Annotated in this window: 15 protein-coding genes; 8 read left to right on the forward strand and 7 right to left on the reverse strand. The window is 72.8% G+C overall.

Annotated elements, in window-relative coordinates; genetic code table 11:
• The first annotated feature begins 217 nt into the window (after positions 1-217).
• A complete protein-coding gene (locus ACFPZN_RS52980; RefSeq protein WP_378292415.1) occupies positions 218-1129 on the forward strand; it encodes a DUF4231 domain-containing protein in 912 nt (303 codons plus the stop codon).
• Positions 1130-1184: 55 nt separating this feature from the next.
• On the opposite strand, the gene ACFPZN_RS52985 is transcribed toward ACFPZN_RS52980, so the two are convergent.
• Positions 1185-2183: a hypothetical protein gene (locus tag ACFPZN_RS52985; RefSeq protein ID WP_378292417.1), complete on the reverse strand. Its 999-nt coding sequence runs from the start codon at positions 2181-2183 to the stop codon at positions 1185-1187.
• Positions 2184-2226: 43 nt separating this feature from the next.
• On the reverse strand, positions 2227-6186 hold the full coding sequence (gene fxsT / locus ACFPZN_RS52990; RefSeq protein ID WP_378292419.1) for an FxSxx-COOH system tetratricopeptide repeat protein: 3960 nt from the start codon (positions 6184-6186) through the stop codon (positions 2227-2229).
• Between the two features lie 361 nt (positions 6187-6547).
• Here fxsT and ACFPZN_RS52995 point away from each other — a divergent pair, with 361 nt between their 5' ends.
• The 3 genes from ACFPZN_RS52995 to ACFPZN_RS53005 are packed head-to-tail and all read left to right on the forward strand — an operon-like array spanning position 6548 to position 9638.
• Positions 6548-7573 (forward strand): TIR domain-containing protein, encoded by a 1026-nt coding sequence (locus ACFPZN_RS52995; protein WP_378292421.1) that lies wholly within the window; start codon positions 6548-6550, stop codon positions 7571-7573.
• A gap of 14 nt (positions 7574-7587) precedes the next feature.
• Complete coding sequence (locus ACFPZN_RS53000) at positions 7588-8706, forward strand: effector-associated domain 2-containing protein (RefSeq protein ID WP_378292423.1); 1119 nt, start codon at positions 7588-7590, stop codon at positions 8704-8706.
• Positions 8707-8723: 17 nt separating this feature from the next.
• Positions 8724-9638: a TIR domain-containing protein gene (locus ACFPZN_RS53005; protein WP_378292425.1), complete on the forward strand. Its 915-nt coding sequence runs from the start codon at positions 8724-8726 to the stop codon at positions 9636-9638.
• Here the strand turns inward: ACFPZN_RS53005 and fxsA are convergent.
• Complete coding sequence (gene fxsA, locus ACFPZN_RS53010) at positions 9629-9859, reverse strand: FxSxx-COOH cyclophane-containing RiPP peptide (RefSeq protein WP_378292427.1); 231 nt, start codon at positions 9857-9859, stop codon at positions 9629-9631. The genes ACFPZN_RS53005 and fxsA overlap by 10 nt on opposite strands.
• 129 nt (positions 9860-9988) lie before the next feature.
• Between fxsA and ACFPZN_RS53015 the strand changes: the two genes are divergently transcribed.
• Both ACFPZN_RS53015 and ACFPZN_RS53020 read left to right on the forward strand, forming a co-directional pair.
• Entirely contained in the window at positions 9989-11284 is a 1296-nt protein-coding gene (locus ACFPZN_RS53015) for an FxsB family cyclophane-forming radical SAM/SPASM peptide maturase (RefSeq protein WP_378292429.1), read from the forward strand.
• Positions 11253-12572 carry an HEXXH motif domain-containing protein gene (locus ACFPZN_RS53020; protein WP_378292431.1) on the forward strand — a complete coding sequence of 440 codons (1320 nt, stop codon included), beginning with the start codon at positions 11253-11255 and terminating at the stop codon, positions 12570-12572. The genes ACFPZN_RS53015 and ACFPZN_RS53020 overlap by 32 nt, the downstream gene beginning before the upstream one ends.
• A 1-nt stretch (position 12573) precedes the next feature.
• Here the strand turns inward: ACFPZN_RS53020 and ACFPZN_RS53025 are convergent, their stop codons facing one another.
• Both ACFPZN_RS53025 and ACFPZN_RS53030 read right to left on the reverse strand, forming a co-directional pair.
• The gene (locus ACFPZN_RS53025; protein WP_378292433.1) at positions 12574-13833 is read right to left on the reverse strand and encodes an ADP-ribosylglycohydrolase family protein; all 1260 of its coding nucleotides are present in this window, start codon (positions 13831-13833) and stop codon (positions 12574-12576) included.
• Between the two features lie 20 nt (positions 13834-13853).
• Complete coding sequence (locus tag ACFPZN_RS53030) at positions 13854-14870, reverse strand: NAD(P)/FAD-dependent oxidoreductase (RefSeq protein WP_378292435.1); 1017 nt, start codon at positions 14868-14870, stop codon at positions 13854-13856.
• Positions 14871-14960: 90 nt separating this feature from the next.
• Between ACFPZN_RS53030 and ACFPZN_RS53035 the strand changes: the two genes are divergently transcribed.
• Positions 14961-15548: a helix-turn-helix domain-containing protein gene (locus ACFPZN_RS53035; RefSeq protein ID WP_378292438.1), complete on the forward strand. Its 588-nt coding sequence runs from the start codon at positions 14961-14963 to the stop codon at positions 15546-15548.
• Position 15549: 1 nt separating this feature from the next.
• On the opposite strand, the gene ACFPZN_RS53040 is transcribed toward ACFPZN_RS53035, so the two are convergent.
• On the reverse strand, positions 15550-16455 hold the full coding sequence (locus ACFPZN_RS53040; RefSeq protein WP_378292440.1) for an alpha/beta hydrolase family protein: 906 nt from the start codon (positions 16453-16455) through the stop codon (positions 15550-15552).
• Positions 16456-16498: 43 nt separating this feature from the next.
• Between ACFPZN_RS53040 and ACFPZN_RS53045 the strand changes: the two genes are divergently transcribed.
• Complete coding sequence (locus ACFPZN_RS53045) at positions 16499-16873, forward strand: MerR family transcriptional regulator (protein ID WP_378292442.1); 375 nt, start codon at positions 16499-16501, stop codon at positions 16871-16873.
• A 33-nt stretch (positions 16874-16906) separates the two neighbouring features.
• On the opposite strand, the gene ACFPZN_RS53050 is transcribed toward ACFPZN_RS53045, so the two are convergent.
• A partial coding sequence (locus ACFPZN_RS53050) for an FtsK/SpoIIIE domain-containing protein (RefSeq protein ID WP_378292444.1) occupies positions 16907-17241 on the reverse strand: 335 nt, incomplete at its 5' end.

The raw sequence follows: 17241 nt of genomic DNA on the forward strand, positions 1-17241 counted from the left end.
CCCTCCCCCCCCGCCCCCCCCCCCCCCCCCCCGCCCGCCGCCCACGAGCCCACGGGCGGCGGCGGCCGCGAGCCCACGGGCGCGGCGCCGGCGCCGGGGCCGTCGCCGGAGGGGCCCGGGCCTCCCATGCCGCTGATCCCCCCGCCGCGCCGCGGAGATGAGGACACCGCCTGCTCCACCTCACTGGGCGCGGCCGAGCACACGAGGAGGCACGGGAGTGCCGGGTGAGGCGTCCGGCCCGGTGGCCGTCCAGCAGGTCTGGGACCGTCAGAACGTCTGGTCGCGGGCCGCGGACCGGCTCAAACGGCGGATCGCCCGGACCCGCCTCGCGAGCCTGCTGCTCGGCGCCTGCGCCGCCGTCATGGGCGCCGCCGCCGCCCAGACGATGGATCTGGGCATGGCAGGGGAGACCCTCGCCTTCGGCGCCGCCGTCGCCGCGGCGCTGGTCCCGCTGACGGTCCGGTCCGCGGGGCCGGCCGCCACGCACGACTGGACCCGGCTGCGCTCCGTCGCGGAGGCGCTGAAGTCGGAGGTGTACGTCTCACTCGCCGGTGCGGGCCGGTACCGCGGTGCGACCGGCCCCGGCCCCCTGCTGGAGACCTCCGAGCGCATCGAGGCCGACGGAGCCGACCTGCTCCACCACCTCACCGGCATCAGGGCGGACGCGCGGTCCCTTCCCGCGGTCTCCGGCATCGACTCCTACGCGCGCGAACGGGTCCGGAGGCAACTGGACGGCTACTACCGGCCCAAGGCGCGGCTGATGGGAGGCCGGGTCCGGGTGGTCCGCCGGATCGAGATGGCGCTGGGCGCGGCCGGGGCCGTGTGCGGCGCGGCGGCGGGGGCCTTCCAGGTGGGGGAGATCGCCGCCTGGGTCGCGGTGGCGACCACGCTCGCGGCGGCGGTCAGCACGCACGCGGCCGCCTCGAAGTACGAGTACCAGGAACTGGAGTACGCCAGGACCGCCGGTCAGCTCGCCAGGCTGCTGGCCCGGCACGAACGGGACGCCGCGCACACCGGGTCGGCCGAGGGCGGCGACGCCTTCGCGGCCGAGTGCGAGCTGGTCATCTCCGCCCAGAACGAGGCGTGGATGGCCAGGCTTCCCGGCGACGACGCCCCCGCCCTGCCCTGAGCCCTCCTCCCCTGAGCCCTGCTTCGCTGAGCCGGGGGCGCGGCGGCGGGCGTCGTCAACGGGCGGCGATCGCCTGGGCCAGGGTGTTCAGCGCCGCCTCCGCGACCGCGACCTTGGCCTGGTCGAGCGTGATGCCGATGAGCGCCTGGTCGTTCCCCAGCCGCCGGTAGTACACCGCCCCGGCCTCGACGTCCAGGACCACGCGGTGCAGCACCCCGCCCAGCAGCGGGAGCAGCATGCGGTCCATGCGGTGGCTGGTGATGTGGGTCAGCTTGCCGATGCGCTCGTAGTGCTTCCGGCGGTCGGCGTGTTCGGTGCCGACCGTGAACGAGCCCAGCCGGCGATGCCGGAGCAGGTCGGCCGACCGCACCAGGTCGGGGCCCTCGAAGTAGGCCACGTAGTGCAACGCCTCGGGGCTGAGCGCGGCACGCAGGTGCCCGCTCAGCTCGCCGCGCGAATCGCCGCTCACGGCGTACTCGTCGATGTACCGCTCCTGGGGCAGGAGGTCGGCGGGGTCGACGTCCACGTCGTACTTGGTGTGCTCGCCGGCCGGATTCTGGTTGCCGCCGTATCCGCGGGCCAGCCGGACCTCGTCGCAGAGCCAGACCATGGTGGCGTCGGCTTCGTCCACCGGTGACTCCTCCAGGGACGCGCCCACCAGGTACTCGCCGTGGAACGGCGAGTAGTAGAACAGCGCGCCCTCCCCGACGTCGAACACGCAGCGGATCAGCCGGCCGCTGCGGACGGGCTCGAACGCCTTGTCCAGCCGGGCCACCACGTAGTGGAGATGCTGCCCGCTGGTCTCCAGCGACTCGCGCTTGCGCTTGGCGTCGTCCGGCGAGGCGATGCCCGGCGCGTGGGCGGAGGCGAAGGTGTCCTGCCAGAACTGCTGGTTGCCGCGGATGTAGTACGAGACGTACTGCACGGTGTGCCGGCCGAGGGCCCGCCGGCACAGGCCCTTGATCCTCTCGAAGCCGTTCGCGGCCCGGGCGGGCTGCCCCTCGGTGATCGTCAGACCCGGTCCGTTGCCGCCCTCGGGGGGCTGGAGCGTCATCACGTACCCCGTTCTCCGTCCGCCTCGGCGGCGGAATCGGCGCTCACGTCGACGGAATCTCAAGGTCGATGTCCCTGCGCAGGCCGCCGTCCCCGCCGTCGGCATCAGCTCTCGCGTCCTCGGTCACGTGCAGGTTGGTGTAGGCGATCCGGCTCAGCGGATGCCCCGGCCCCAGCCGCTGCTTGAAGCCGGCGTAGGCGTGCCGCTCGCGCTCGGCCGCGGCCTCGGTCTCGCCCAGCGCGACCAGCGCGTTGGCGTATCCGATCTCCGCGCCCAGCGTGAACGGGTGCTCGGGGCCGACGTCGGCGTCGTCGTGCAGCGCCCGCCACGCCTCCTCGCCGCTCCTGCGGGCCTCGTCGAGCCGGCCGGCGAGCCGCGCGTACACGCCGAGGTTGGCATGGCAGGCGAGCGTGAAGGGATGCGACGGGGAGAAGGTCTCCCGGTAGAGCGCCAGGTTGAGCCGTCCGCGGCGCAGCGCCTCGCCGTACCGGCCGAGGGCCGCCTGGGTGGCCGCGAGGCTGACCACGCACGAGAGGGTCTCCGGGTGGTGGGGGCCGTAGAACGCCTGGCTCGCGTGCCAGGTCTCGGTGATCGACCCCAGCGCCTCCTCCGCCTCGCCGTGGTCGCGGAGGGTGACGGCGAGCGCCCGCGCCGCCCGCAGGGTCGTCGGTGAGGCGTTGCCGGCGGAGGCGCGCAGGAGGGCCAGCGCCGTCTCCAGGTGGCTGCGGGCGTTGGCGTACTCGCCCATCTCCCGGTAGTCGATGGCGAGCCTGACCATGGAGTGCCAGGTCGCGGGCGCCTGCTCGCCCAGGATCCGGCGGCGCGTCTCGTAGGTGGTACGGTCCAGCTCCATCGCCGCCTTCGCCGCTCCGGTCAGGAGGAACGCGAGCGCGAGGTTGTTGGCGGCCCGGAGCGTGTCGGGATGCTCCTCGCCGAGCCGTTCCTTGAACGCCTCCAACGTCTGCTGGTCCATCAGGAGGGCCTGGACGAACGCCCCGCGGGCGCGCAGGTCGGCGGCGACGCTGCGCCGGATCCGCAGGCCGAGCAGGTGGTTGGACGGCAGCGACTCCTCGCGCAGCCGCTGGGCCTCGGCGTCCCAGTGCGCGGCGCGCTCGTACATGCCGAGCTCGCGCTGCACGTTAGCGAGCTGGATGAGCAGCTCCAGCCGGTGGCGGTCGCTTTCGCCGAAGTCGGCCGTCCACTGGACGCGCAACTGCTCGGCCAGGGCCCGCCCCACCTCCCAGTCGTTGGACATGTAGAGGTACCTGACCTGCTGGACGGCCCAGGCGCGCACCTCCGGGCCGGCGTCGGCGGTCTCGCCCACCTCGCAGGCCCGCACGTGCCGCTGCGACTCCCGGTGGCGCCGCTCCTGGACGTGGCGGGACGCGTCGTCGCCCGCCACGAACGCGGCCAGTGCCAGCTGCGCCGACGCGCGGGCCTCGACGCGCTCGTCCTCGGACATCCCGGCCCGGACCGTCCGCAGCGTGTGCGGATGGACCTGCAGGCGGTCGAGCTGCTGGTCGACCCGGACCAGCGAGTACCGCTTGACCATCTGGACGACCTCGTCGACGGTCAGGTCGACGCCCACGTCCGGATCATGGCGCCCGATCCGCTCGCGCATCCCCGCCGAGCGCACCAGCTCCATGGCCACGCCGTCGGAGGCCAGGTACGCGCAGATCCGCACCAGCCACAGCGCCGCCGGGCGCTCGCGGGCCAGCCGTTCCAGGGAGAGCCCGGCGGTGCGCGCCGCGGACGCCCCCTCCTCGCCGGCCGGCGCCGTGGTGATCTCCTCGGCGTCGCCGAGCAGGTCGAGGAGCTGGTCGGCCAGCGCGCCGGGCGTGCGGTCGAGGGGCGGCGGCCCCTTCTCCTCCTGTGCGGCGATCCAGCGCGAGGTGACCCATCCGGCCGCCTGGTCGACGGCGAGCGGATGGTCGTCGAGCCGCCGGGCGACGCGCTCGGCGTGGGAGTGGGTGACATCGCTCTGCCCGATGCGTTCGCGGAACAGGCGGACGCTCTCGCCGCGCTCGAAACGCCCGACCGGGACGGTGCTGTGACCGGCCGCGGCCCAGCCCTCGTGCCGGGAGGTCACGAGCACCTCGCCCGGGCCGCCGTCGGGCATCAGGCGCTCCAGCTCGAGCGGGTCGCCCGCCGCGTCGTAGACCAGCAGCCACCGGCCGTGGTCGCCGCCGCGCAGCGCGGCGAGGGTCTGCTCCACGGCGTCCTGGGCGTCGGGGGCGGCGCCCTCGCGCAGGTGGGGCAGCAGGCGCGCCAGCCGCGTCCGCACCTCGCGCTGCTCCTCGGCGGAGATCCACCAGATCACGTCGTAGTCGTAGGCGAACAGGCAGGCGTACTCGGCCGCGACACTGCTCTTCCCGATCCCGGTGGGACCGGTCAGCACGGTGGGACGGCCGGTGCCGCGGTTGTCCCGCAGCTTCTCGCGCAGGGACCGCAGCACCGCGTCACGTCCGACGAAGGAGCGCGTGGTCGCACGGACCCGCTGGACGCGCGGGACCCGCTTGGGGAAGCGGGGCGCGTCCGGCAGGTCGTCGGCGCGGGGCACGAGCCGGTCGCTGTAGGTGAAGTAGGTCAGCAGCTCACGGCGGGCGGTGGCGTCGTCCGGCCCGTGCGGCACCAGGTCGACGTCGACGACCGAGGACAGGATCTCGCCCAGCGTCCCCTCGCTGACCCGCACGCCCACCAGCCGCTGGTCGGCGCGGGCACCGGACCCCGACCGCAGGTCGGCGATCAGCCCCATGGCCGGGTCGAGTTCGCTGGACTCCAGCAGGCGCGGCGACAGCAGCACGACGCTGGTCTCGGCCGGCGCGTCGCCGCCCCCCGCCCTGACGGTCAGCCCGGCGCGCCGCAGCACCCAGGTGATCCAGTCGGCCCAGGGGGCGTCGGCCGCGCAGGAGAAGATCGCGACGTCGAATCCGGCGGTCGCCGGCTTCGCGGTCAGGTGCCGTTCCAGGGCGCGCCGGCTCGGCTCGGGCAGCGGCCTCAGCTCGGTGGCGGGGTCTCCGGTGATGGCCTGCGCCACCGCCTCGTACGCCTTGAGGGCCGTTCCCTGTTCATGGGGGCTCTGGGCGATCGCCGCGATGACGGGATGGCGCCAGAGGGACGGCGACCTCGGGACGGTGATCTTCCCCCAGTAGCGCTCCCGCCCGATCTCGTCGAGCCCTTCCAGCAGCGGGCCGTACTGGAGGTGGGCGAAGCGCTTGATGTCGTCGGCGGGGTAGTGGTCGTCCCCCATCGGCACCGGCAGCACCGTGACGGGCCCGGCGTCGCGGCCCGCGGTGAGCTTCCGCAGGTCCTGCGTCACCCTGGCCCCGTCGGAGATGCTCTCGACGTGCCCCAGCCTGAAGCAGGCCATCAGCACGTCGGCGAGATGGACGACGCCGAGCCGCGCCAGCGTCGACCGCCCCGAATGGTTGTCGAGCAGCACGTAGTCGTACCCGCTGCCCACCAGGTCCTCGCGCAGCGAGGCCAGGAAGTGGCGGCCGTGCCTGCTCGCCGCGAACAACTCCCAGTCGAGGCGTTCGGCCTCGGCCCAGTAGGTGTCGTCGGCGCGCCTTCCGGGGCCGAGGTGGGCGAGCTTCCCGGTCAGGCCGGTGTCGATCCCGGCCTGCGGCCAGTTGAGCTCGACGATGTGGCGGCCGATCCCGCCCTGCCGCCGCCAGATCACGTCGAGGTCGGGGTCGGGGTCGCGGCGCACGGCCTCGGAGTGGGCCTTGCGGTAACTCAGCAGGAGGTCGAGGAGGCCCTCCTGCTCGTCGGGGACCTCCTCGTCCGCGAAGAACTTCGCGAGGTACTGGTCGACCGACGGGCGCTGCGCCCCGATCGCCCAGTCGACGATCAGTACGTTCCGGCCGGTGCTGGACAGGATCCAGGCCGCGTTGGCCAGCGCCATGGAGCAGCCGATTCCCGCCTGGCTTCCATGGAAGCTGACGATCTTTCCAGGAGGTGTCGCGATCGCACCGGACGCCTCGCCGTGATGTGGAGTCACCCTCGCCCCCGCCCTGGGACCCAAGTGCACAACGATGGAAAGAATACTTAGGGATGGACCATCCTATATGCCTCGCGCGCTCAGGTTCACACCCACGAGTTATCCGAGTAAACGATCAAGTGAAAAATGGTTTGGGTCGTCCTGAATGGCGGGACCCTTGGCCGCAAGTGGCCGCAGTGGGCGAGTCCGGGCCCCTGATGTGCGGTGATGGTCTGCGTTTCATGGCGTGGCCGATGGTGTGAGCGCACCTTCCCGGGCCGACCGGTGTCCGATCCCTTACGATGGCCCTACAAGTGAGCCGTCGTCCCCGACCCTCCGTACCGGACCCCGCAGGCGATGCCCGAGCTGAGTCCGTCCGCGCATGCGAGGTAACGTGAAGACCTATTTCTTCACCAGCTACGCCAGGGTTGAGGAGCGGGCCTGGGTTCGCCGTTTTCACAATGATCTCGAAAGGGAGATCCGCGTCCGCCGCGGTCCTTTCACCGAGGGGTGCCTGGCCGCACCGGGCGGCGCGTCCGTGCACGCGGCGGCCACCTCCCCGGCGATGGTCGCGCTCGTCTCCCACGCGCATCTCCGCGACCGGCGCTGCGGCCGCGAATGGGCGATCTTCGCCGAGCGGCTCGCACTCCACCCGCAGGTGCGGGACCTGTGCCTCATCCCGGTCCAGTGGAAGCCGCTGAACCCGGAGACGCGACTGCCCATGATCATGCATCCCCTGCCCGCCTTCTGGACCTCGGCCGGCGCCGGGCCCTACACCGCCTCCGGGCTTTACGGCCTCATGCGCGCCCGCGCGCTCGACGGTCCGGGCGGTTACTACGCGGTCGTGCGCGCGGTCGCGGCCTTGGTCTTCGAGGCCGCGCAGGCCGGTCTCGGACCGCTCGACGAGGCGACGGCGGCGGCCACCGGGCCCGCGTTCGGGGTGCGCGACGCGACCGAGGAGCCGGTGCCGGTGCCGGGCCCGGCCGAGGCCGGCGAGCTGCCCCGCACCGTCGCGATCAGCTATGTCGGCCCCGACCAGCCCTGGGCCGAGTACCTCGGCAACCTGCTGCGCACCAACGACTACGAGGTCGAGTTGGTCCGGTGGAACGCCGGCCGGGCCGAGCGCCTGCGCGACTCGGTCGCCCGCGCCCGCGACAGCGGGGAACGCGTCGTCGCCGTGCTCTCACAGAACTCCGTCGCCCCGCACATGGAGGCCCTGGTGCGTGAGGACGACCTCGACTGGGAGCAGGCGCTCGGCGCGCCCCCGGGACGGAGCGCGCCCGTCATACCCGTCCAGGTCGACAGCGGTCCTCTTCCCGGCGGCCTGAGCGAACGCGCCATCCCCATGCACGGCCTCGACGAGAGCGTGATCAGGACGTTGCTCGACGCGCTCCGACGCTCGGCCTGAACGGCCCGTCGTCCATGCCCGCGCCCCATTCGCACCGCTTCGTTCCCTCGGCGCCGCCCGATCCGCTCCGGCGCCCCGGTGCTCCGCCGCCCGTCTGCAGGCGCGGCACTCGGGACCCCCACTTCGCCGGCCGCGACGACGAGCTCGAAGAGGTCGGCGAGCTGCTCGCGTCCAAGCCCGTCCTGCTCACCGACGGGGAGGGGATGGAGCGGTCGGGGAAGACCGCGTTCGCTCTCGAGTACTGCCACCGGTTCGGGCAGCGCTACACGGTGATCTGGTGGTTCGACTGCCGTTCCGGGGACGGTCTGAGCGCGCAGAAGGCCGCTTTGCGCGAGGCGGTCGGCGCCGTGGCCGCACCCGGCCGGTGGTGGCTGACCGTCTACGACGGGGTGCGGTCCGACGGGGACCTGGACGGCCATGTGCCCGAGGGGCCGGGGCACGTTCTGATCACCTGCGCGGGCGAGACCGCTGTGCCCGGCGCGCTGCCCTATCCGCTGGGGCCGCTGACCCTTGAGGAATCGGTCATCCTGCTGATGAGGAAGGCGCCCGAGCTGAATCCCGTCCAGGCGGTGCGGCTCGCCGAGGGGCTCGGCCGCCGGCCCGCCCTGCTCAGCCGGGTGGGGGAACTGCTCCTGGAGGCGCCGGGACTCGGCGTGGACGCCTGCCTGGAGCTGATGCGCCTCGGCGGATCCCTCGCGCCGCCGGCCGCGCCGGCGGTGCCGGTCGCACCTGTCGTGCCGGACGCACCTGTCGTGCCGGCCGTCCCGGACGCGCCGGTGGTGCCGGCGCCGCGCCCGCCCGTCGCGGGAGAGGGCCCCGCGCCCGCCGAGCCGGTGCCGACGGCACTGAAGGCGCAGCTCGTCGACGCGCTGTACCGGGTCGAGGCACTGAGCAACGGCGGGGTCGAGATGTGGATCAAGCTGATCGGAGACCAGCTCGGGACACTCGACATCGGGGGGGACACGATGCGGGCCAAACTGGTCAACGTGGTCCGCCGCTGCCTGCTTCACGGGGACGGGGCGATGCTGGACGAGATGGTCGCCGCCCTCCGCGTCATGGCGCCCGAGAACGATCCCGCGCTGCCCGACGTGGTCGACCACGTCGGGCGGATACGGCGGATCCGCTACCCCTGACCACCTGGAGAGCGCCGATGTCCGAGACGCCCTATGCCTTCTTCGTCAGCTACGCGCGGCACGTCGACCAGGATCTGGTCGCCCAGTTCTTCGACGAGCTGGACGTGGAGGTGCGGCTGCTCCTCGGCCGCGGCCGCGCGAACGTCGGCTTCCTGGACCGCGAGGGGCTGTACCCCGGCGACGACTGGGAGGCGGTGCTCATCGAGCGGGCCCGCACCGCACGGTCCATGATCGCGTTGCTGTCCGCCGACTACGGGAACAGCCGCTGGTGCGGGCGGGAGTGGGCCGTCTTCGCCGAGCGCACCGGCCGCGTCAACGCCGCGCCGGGCACTCCGGCGACCCGCTGCCTCATGCCGTTGCGCTGGTCAGGGTCCGCGAAGCCGCCCGACGCGGTGGCCAGGCTGCACAACAGCCACCGAAGCCTCGGCGGCGATCCGCTGATCGATCTCAGGCGCGTCGGCGGGAAACCCTATCTGGACGCGCTCAAGACGATCGCGCGATGGATCGTCGAGGCCGATGCGCTCGAGCTGCCGCCGCTCGGCCGCGCCGAGGCCGAGGCGGTGAAGCCCGCGTTCGGTGAGCCGTCGACCGCCGCGTCGCCCCCTCCGCTGCCCTCCCCGGTTCCGGGCACGGTGCCGTCGGTGCTGAAGGAGCGCCTCGTCCGCGCCCTCTACCTGGTGGAGCCGCTCCGGGACGGGGGGATCCGCACCTGGATCAGGCTGGTCGAGGAGCAGCTCGGTCCCCTCGACATCGGCGGCGCCACCCCGATGCTCCAACTGACCGCCGTGGTCCGCCGCGCGCTGCGCCACCAGGACGCGGCCATGCTGGACGAGCTGAGCGCCGCTCTGCGGATCATGACGCCCGCGAACGACCCCGCCCTTCCCCGCGTGGACGAACTCATTCGGCAGATCAGGGACATCCGTTATCCCTGATCGGGATCGCGGCCGGACCCGGTCATTCCGATTTCCTGTCCATCATCGGCGAGTGCGGACTCAAAACCCGCGACGCCCTCCGGAGAGTTTGTGTCGAGTGACACAAAAATCCGGTGCAGAGCCCTGGCCAACACCGTTTCCCCGAGATCGTCCAGTGTGTGCAAGGGGATGGCGCTGACATCGAGCAACTGATCGGGCGAGTCCGCTCCTGTATCGGGCATGGATGCACCTCCATGGAAAATGTTATTTTGCGATGAAGGCCACCGCGACGCCGGCCGAATAGGGGATGGCCCGTTTCCGGTGCGGCGCCTGGCTGGAGTGGGGAGTGCCATGCTCGGGCACGGGTCCGCATGATCGAGGAAACCGCTTTTCCGGGCGCGCCGCCGCGCGGCCAGTGGCCGGCGGACCTGGACGTGCCCGCGCTGCTGGCCGGAGGCTGGCGGCCCACCCCCTTCCGGCACTTCGTCCTGAAGGTCGCCAGCCGCTGCGACCTGGCCTGCGACCACTGCTACGTCTACCGGATGAGCGACCAGAGCTGGCGCGGCCGTCCGCACCGGATGCCGCGCCGGGTGCTCGTCCGCACCGCCGGGCGCATCGCCGAGCACGTGCGGGACCACGATCTCGACTCCGTCGCGCTCGTGCTGCACGGCGGCGAGCCGCTGCTGGCCGGGACGGACCTGCTCGGGGACGCCGTCCGCCTGACGCGTGAGGCGGTCCGGGAGACCGCGGGTCCCGGTCCGGACGGCCGCGACCGCGTCCGCGCCGTCGTGCAGACCAACGCCGTCCGCCTCGGCCAGGAGGAACTGCGGCTCTTCGACGCGCTCGGCGTACGGGTCGGGGTCAGCCTGGACGGCACGGCCGCCGCCCACGACCGCCACCGCCGCCACGCCGACGGCCGCGGCAGCCACGCCGCCGTGCACGCGGCGCTCCGGCGGCTCGCCTCCGGCCGCTACCGGCACCTGTTCGGCGGCCTGCTGTGCACGGTCGACCTCCGCAACGACCCGGTGGAGACCTACGAGGCCCTGCTGGAGTACGGCCCGCCCACCGTCGACCTGCTGCTTCCGCACGCGAACTGGTCGCAGGCTCCCGCCGGACGCGACGATCCGGCGGACGCGCCGTACGGCGACTGGCTGGCCGCGGTGTTCGACCGTTGGTACGGGGCGCCCCGGCAGGAGACCGGTGTCCGCCTGTTCCAGGAGATCCTGCATCTGCTGCTGGGCGGGGCGTCCACCAGCGAGGTGGTGGGGCTGTCGCCGGTCGGCGTCGTGGTGGTCGAGACCGACGGGGCCATCGAGCAGTCCGACATCCTCAAATCGGCCTTCCCCGGCGCCCCCGAAACGGGACGGCACGTGTTCGGCGACTCCTTTGACACGGTACTGCTGTCGCCGTTCGTGGCGGCCCGGCAGATCGGCGCGGGGGCGCTGTGCCCGGCCTGCCTGTCCTGCCCGGTGAAAAACGTGTGCGGGGGCGGCCATTACGCGCATCGCTACCGTCCGGGCAGCGGTTTCAGAAATCCTTCGGTGTACTGCGCGGATCTTCTCCGCCTCATCCTGCACATCCGATCCAGGGTCGCCGCCGACCTTTCGCGGACGGCGGCCGAGCGAAAGGCGGCACATGGAGATCCGCTACCACCGGCCGCCGGCTGAGATCGTGCGGGAAATGGCCGCGGGCGCGGGCGGCGTTCCCGCGATGCGGATGCTCGGCGACATCCAGACCAGCCGGCATCTGCTGCTGCTGCGCGGTGTGGCGGAACTGGCGCGCGCGTCCGGACGCCCCGGTACCGCAGGACGTGTCGGCGCGGCCTACCGGATGCTCGCGGACCTGCAGACGGCCCACCCGGAGGCGGTTCGCCAGGTGGTCAGGCATCCCGCGGTCGGCGCGTGGGCGGGCCAGGCGATCCGGGAGGCCCGCCGCGACGGCACGTCCCGCGGTCTGGAACGGCTCGGCGCGCTCGCGGCGGCGGCGGCGATCCGCGCGGGCACCGGCGCCACCGTCACCGTCCCGGTGACCGGCGGGAAGCTGATGCTGCCCTCGGTGGGCATGGCCGCCCTGCCGGGGCGCGTCCCGTCCGCGACGGTGCGTGTCGCGGGCGCGGGCGCGGTGGTGGAGGCGCCGGGCGCGAGGGTCGCGATCCCTGCCGACTGGGGCCGCGAAGCGCCCGGCTGGCTCGGCCTGCGCCGCCTGACGGTGTCGTCGGAGGGGCTGTCCCTGGACGTCCTCGTCGACGACCTCGACCCCTACCGGCTGCCCGCCGTCCCGCTGCGCGGCAGGCTGCCGGACGCCGAGCTGGCGCGCTGGCGGGACGATCTCGCGGCGGCCTGGCGCTGGCTGGTCCGCCGCCACCGTCCCACCGCCGAGGAGGCGGGGGCCGGTATCCGGGTGGTGACACCGCTGGCCGACCGCGGTTCCAGCCGGAGCAGCGCCAGTTCCCGCGAGGTGCACGGCAGCGTCGCGTTCTCCTCCACCGGCGACGCCCGCGCCCTCGCCCTGGTCCTCGGGCACGAGGTGCAGCACGTGAAGCTGGCGGCACTGATCGAGGCGGTGCCGATGATCCGACCCGGCCATGACGGGCGGTACTACGCCCCGTGGAGGGAGGACCCCCGCCCGGTGTACAGCCTGCTCCAGGGCGCCTACGCGCACCTCGGCGTGACGGCCTTCTGGCGGCGGGAGCGCCGGTGGTCGCCTGGCGACCTGCACGCGCACGCCGAGTTCGAGCGCTGGCGGGCGGCGGCGCTGCTGGCATGCGCGAGCCTCCTGTCCAGGGACGGCCTGACCCCGGCCGGGGTGGATTTCGTCCGCGAGATGTCAGGAACCCTGAGTTCGTGGGGCCGCGAGGAGCCGGTGCCCGCCCCGGCGAGGCGGATGGCCCACCGCGAGGCGGCACGCCACCAAGCCCTCTGGACCCGACGCAACCGCAGCGAGGCGACCATCTGAATCATCGGAGGCCACGGGCCCCGATTCCCCAGCCGCCGTCCGGGCGTGCTCGCTGCAGGGCGTCGCGGAACGCGTCGGTCGGGTCCGCCTCGGGCAGCGCACGCTCCATCGCGGCGATGGCCTCGCCTGGATCGGCTCCGGTGCGGCGCATCGCGTACAGGGCGCCGATGGTGGGGGTCCTGCTGTAGGCCGCGACGCAGTGCACCAGCACCACGTGCCCGGCGGCGCGCAGTCGTTCAATGGCGGTGACGGTGTCGTGCAGGACGAAGTCCAGGTTCTCGTTCTCCGCCGGGTCGTCGGTGTCGGCCAGCCGGACCTCGAGCCAGTGCGGCGTCCGCGCCAGGACCGCCTCCTCGTCCTGCTCGCCGACGGTGCACAGCGAGACGACCGCGGTCACCCCCGGGGGCATCGCCCGCAGGCCGGCGAGGTCGGCGAGCAGGAGACCGGGGTCGTCCGGATGCGGCTCGGTGACCGCGGGACGGTGCCCGCCGCCGTAGACGGGGCGCGCGTACGTCCCGCCGGTGGCGACCGTGGCCGCGAGGGCGACGAGGTCGCGCGACCTCAGGCCCGGACGGCCGTGCAACTCCAGCCGCCACCGCGCGGGGACGGCCGACGCCCCGTAGGCCGCGCCGAGCAGGCCGCCCGCGATGGCGGCGACGTCCCGGCCACCGCGCGTCGCCTCCTCCAGCGCCAGCCGCAGGTGATCGGCGCGGAACGAGCCGGCGGACGGCTCGTCCTCCGGGACCTCGGTCGTGGTGATCGCGCACCAGGCCGCCTGGAGCGCCTCCACCACCCGGCCGGTGCGGGTGAAGTCCTGCGTCCGGGCCTGCTCTGCCTTCTTCAGCCGCTCGGCCCACCGGGTGCGGCCGGGTTCGGCCAGCCGATCGAGACCGGCACGGGCGTCGAGGCGGCCGGTGAGAACGGCGTGCCGGACGGCGTGGCACCACAGCACACAGGCGTCGCCGGCCTCCGGGTCGTCATGGGTGAGGGCGCTGAGCGCGGCCTCCGCGAGACCGTCGGGGTCGTCGAGGAACGCGAGCGCGACCGGGGCGGCGCGCATGAGCGAGCCGTTCCCCGCGGTGCGCTCGCGGGAAACGGCCAGGTCAGCACCGGCGATGGCCGTTTCGGCGAGCACAATCGCCGTGAAGGTGTCGTCGGTCCATTCCCCTGGAGACTCATGTCCGGCGCCGAGCGCGTCCCCGGCGGCGGCGGCGAGCAGAACGCCGCAGGCACGATCCAGTTGGGCGGTACTGAGGTCCACAATGCCCAATTATGTGGCGGTCATAGGCCGTGGCGGCGGTCGCCCAGGATCTGTTCGCATACGCGGGCTTCGGATTCGGCCGAGAACGGGTCGTTGCGGGCCTGCACTGCGTGGCGGGTGTCCTCGGCGATGAGGTCGGCGTTGACGGCTCCGGCCGCGGTCGCCCCGGAAGCGGCGGACGCGAGCACGTTCGCGTTGGGGTCGGCGAGGTTGCCCGCGACCCACACCCCCGGGACGGAGGTGAGACCGGTCTGGTCGGCGGCGATGTGCGTGCCGAGGCCGTTCGGGTGCGGGACGGGCGCCAGCCCGAACGCGGTCAGGACGTCCGCGCGCGCGACAGGACGGGGCGCCACGGCCAGCGCCCGCAGCGGGACCAACTCACCACTGTCCAGGCGCACACCGGTGAGGCGGTCGTCGGCGATCTCAAGACCGGTCACCTCACCGGTCAGCACCGTGATCCGCCGTGCGGCCAGTTGCTCGGCCTCCTCAGGGGTGGGGCGGGGGCCCGTGTGCTGCAGCAGGGTGAGCCGGTCGGTCCACTGCCGGAACAGCAGAGCCTGGTGGACGCTCTTCGCGCCGGTGGCCAGGACGCCGATCGGCTGGTCGCGGATCTCCCAGCCGTGACAGTAGGGGCAGTGCACCACGTCACGCCCCCAGCGCGACGCGATGCCCGGAACATCGGGCAGATCGTCGATGACACCGGTCGTCACCAGCAGACGCCGCGCCCGCACGGTGCGACCCGTGTCGAGTTCGACCGCGAACCCGTCGCCGTCCTTCGCCGCGCTCCGCGCCCGGCCGGTCTGGACTTCTCCTCCGTAGCCGGCGACCTCGCGGCGTCCCGCCTCCAGCAGGTCACCCGGCGGGACGCCGTCGCGGGAGAGGAAGCCGTGCATGTGCGCGGCCGGTGCGTTGCGGGGCCGACCGTCGTCGATCACCAGGACCGACCGCCGGGCACGTCCGAGCATGAGCGCCGCGCTCAAGCCCGCCGGGCCGCCACCGACCACTGCCACGTCATACCGACCCAACTGGGGATTCATCGTGACCACCTCCGCCGCCAACGTGCCCCAGCCCCGGCGCCTCTGGCAAAAATCTGTGCAAAAACAGCAAAACACCATGACAGTGGACGGATGAGCGATGACGTCGATGCCGTGCTGGCGGCGGTCGGGCCCCGGCTGCGCGACCTGCGGCGCCGCCGCGGCGCCACCCTGACCGCCGTGGCGGAGACCACCGGCATTCCGATCAGCACCCTGTCCCGGCTGGAGTCCGGGCGTCGCAAACCGGGCCTGGAACTGCTGCTTCCGCTGGCCAGGGCCTACCAGGTGCCGATCGACGAGCTCGTCGGCGCCCCGGCCGACCTGGACCCCCGGGTGTACCCGAAGCCGTTCACCCGCAACGGCATGACCGTCGTCCCGCTGACCCGCAAACCCGGCGGCCTGCAGGCGTTCAAGCACATCCTGCCCGCCGGCCTGACCGCCGGTCGCGAACCCGATCCCCGATCGCACGAGGGGTACCACTGGCTGTACGTCCTCAACGGACGGCTGCGCGTCGTGCTCGGCGACCGGGACTTCGTCCTCACCGCCGGAGAGGTCGCCGAATTCGACACCCACCTACCGCACTGGTTCGGCAATGCCGATGAGCGCCCGGTGGAATTCCTCAGCATCCTCGGCCCCCAGGGAGAACGCGTCCACATCAAAGCCCGCTACCGGCCCGACTAGGCTACTTGGACTCAATCCGACCCATGTGCTCCGGCAGAGAACTCTGCGCCGTCCAATCGTCTGCAATGCCGAGTGCATGGCGAAGGTACGCCAAGGTGATCCGCTGGATCAGGGCGACGCGCTCGGGATTCTCATCTGTCGTTTCCTGGACCTCGTAGCCGGCGATCCCGCCGAGCGAGTGCTCCGCCCCGAACAGCGTGAGCAGGCTCTTGGGGCCCGGGCTCAGGAAGTACGGGTCGGCGAGCCAATCGGGCCCCCTGACCGAAAGCGGGGAGTCGTCCTTGTCCCCGGCGACCACGAGGGCCGGCGTGGTCATGGTCGCGAAGTTCGGGTTCATGAACGGGAAATGCTCGGCCGCGAACGGTGTCAGATCGGCTCCGCCCTTTCCGGCCGTGGCGAGCAGCACGCCCGCCTTGATCCGCGAGTCGGACAGGTCTTCTTCCGTCCTGCTCACCGGGTCGAGGACGCGCAGGCCCAGCAGGTTGCCCGCCGTCTGGCCGCCGAAGGAGTGCCCGGCCGCGGCGACGCGGCTTCGGTCGAGCCGGCCGCCAAGACCGGGAACGGCGGCTTCCAGCAGGTCAAGCCGGTCGAGGACGCGCTTCATGTCCTCGACGCGGAAACGCCAGAGCCGCGGTGTGCGGGGATCGTCCTGGGGCAGGCCGACCGTCCTGGAGTCGAGATGGGTCGGCTGGATCACCACGAAGCCGTGAGCGGCCCAGAAGTCGGCCAAGGGGCCGTAGGCGTTCAGCGACGAGCCGAAGCCGTGCGAGAACACGATGACCGGAAGTTCACTGCCGATGATCGGTGCGGACACCTTGACCCGCAGGTCCTCGCCACGGCCCGGTGCGTCCAGCACCACCGGCTTCACCGCGACGATCGCCGCGCCCGTCGTTTCTGATGCGATCATGCGGTTACGTTAAAACCTGACGTTGACGTCAGAGGCAAGGGGCATGATGCGCATCGGCGAACTCGCCGCCAGGACGGGCGTCAGCGTTCGGGCGCTGCGGTACTACGAGGAGCAGGACCTGCTCGCCTCCGAACGCAGCCCCAGCGGCCAGCGGCACTATGAGGACAGCGCGGTCGACCGCGTCGAGCTGATCCAGCAGTTGTACGCCGCCGGGTTGCCGAGCAAGTCGATCCTGGAACTGCTGCCGTGCGTCGTGAACGGTGAGGCCACGCCCGAACTGCTCGACCGGCTTTCCGTCGAACGGGACCGCATCGACAGCCGGATCGGCGACCTCGTGGGCGCCCGGGACAGGCTCGACACCCTCATCACCACCGCCACCGCGAACTGGCGAACAGGCCACCGCTGCCGCCCCCAATGACCGCCCGCCGGGCCGTATCGTCCGTTCCGGGCGCTACATCTGTGCTTTGCAGTGGTCGACGATCGCGCGGATCTCCTCATCGGAGACATAGGCGTTCTGGAGCCGCATCGGCTTGCTCGCGCCCATCGGCAGGAACAGAGCGTCGCCCTGCCCGACCAGCTTCTCGGCGCCGGGCTGGTCGAGGATGACCCGGCTGTCGGACAGCGAGGAGGTCGCGAACGCCAGCCGGGACGGCACGTTCGCGCTGATCAGCCCGGTCACCACGTCCACGCTCGGCCGCTGCGTGGCCAGCACCAGATGGATCCCCGCCGCGCGCGCCAGCTGGGTGATCCGCACCACCGAGTCCTCCACGTCGCGCGGCGCCACCA

It is taken from the genome of Actinomadura rugatobispora, assembly GCF_042656285.1.
GTDB classification, from domain to species: domain Bacteria; phylum Actinomycetota; class Actinomycetes; order Streptosporangiales; family Streptosporangiaceae; genus Spirillospora; species Spirillospora rugatobispora.

Excerpts from the sequence above, each read along its gene's own strand:
- ACFPZN_RS52985 (WP_378292417.1), bottom strand. The coding sequence starts at position 2,183 with ATGACGCTCCAGCCCCCCGAGGGCGGCAACGGACCGGGTCTGACGATC.
- ACFPZN_RS52995 (WP_378292421.1), top strand. The coding sequence starts at position 6,548 with ATGCGAGGTAACGTGAAGACCTATTTCTTCACCAGCTACGCCAGGGTT.
- ACFPZN_RS53000 (WP_378292423.1), top strand. The coding sequence starts at position 7,588 with ATGCCCGCGCCCCATTCGCACCGCTTCGTTCCCTCGGCGCCGCCCGAT.
- ACFPZN_RS53005 (WP_378292425.1), top strand. The coding sequence starts at position 8,724 with ATGTCCGAGACGCCCTATGCCTTCTTCGTCAGCTACGCGCGGCACGTC.
- fxsA (WP_378292427.1), bottom strand. The coding sequence starts at position 9,859 with ATGCCCGATACAGGAGCGGACTCGCCCGATCAGTTGCTCGATGTCAGC.
- ACFPZN_RS53015 (WP_378292429.1), top strand. The coding sequence starts at position 9,989 with ATGATCGAGGAAACCGCTTTTCCGGGCGCGCCGCCGCGCGGCCAGTGG.
- ACFPZN_RS53020 (WP_378292431.1), top strand. The coding sequence starts at position 11,253 with ATGGAGATCCGCTACCACCGGCCGCCGGCTGAGATCGTGCGGGAAATG.
- ACFPZN_RS53030 (WP_378292435.1), bottom strand. The coding sequence starts at position 14,870 with ATGAATCCCCAGTTGGGTCGGTATGACGTGGCAGTGGTCGGTGGCGGC.
- ACFPZN_RS53035 (WP_378292438.1), top strand. The coding sequence starts at position 14,961 with ATGAGCGATGACGTCGATGCCGTGCTGGCGGCGGTCGGGCCCCGGCTG.
- ACFPZN_RS53040 (WP_378292440.1), bottom strand. The coding sequence starts at position 16,455 with ATGATCGCATCAGAAACGACGGGCGCGGCGATCGTCGCGGTGAAGCCG.
- ACFPZN_RS53045 (WP_378292442.1), top strand. The coding sequence starts at position 16,499 with ATGATGCGCATCGGCGAACTCGCCGCCAGGACGGGCGTCAGCGTTCGG.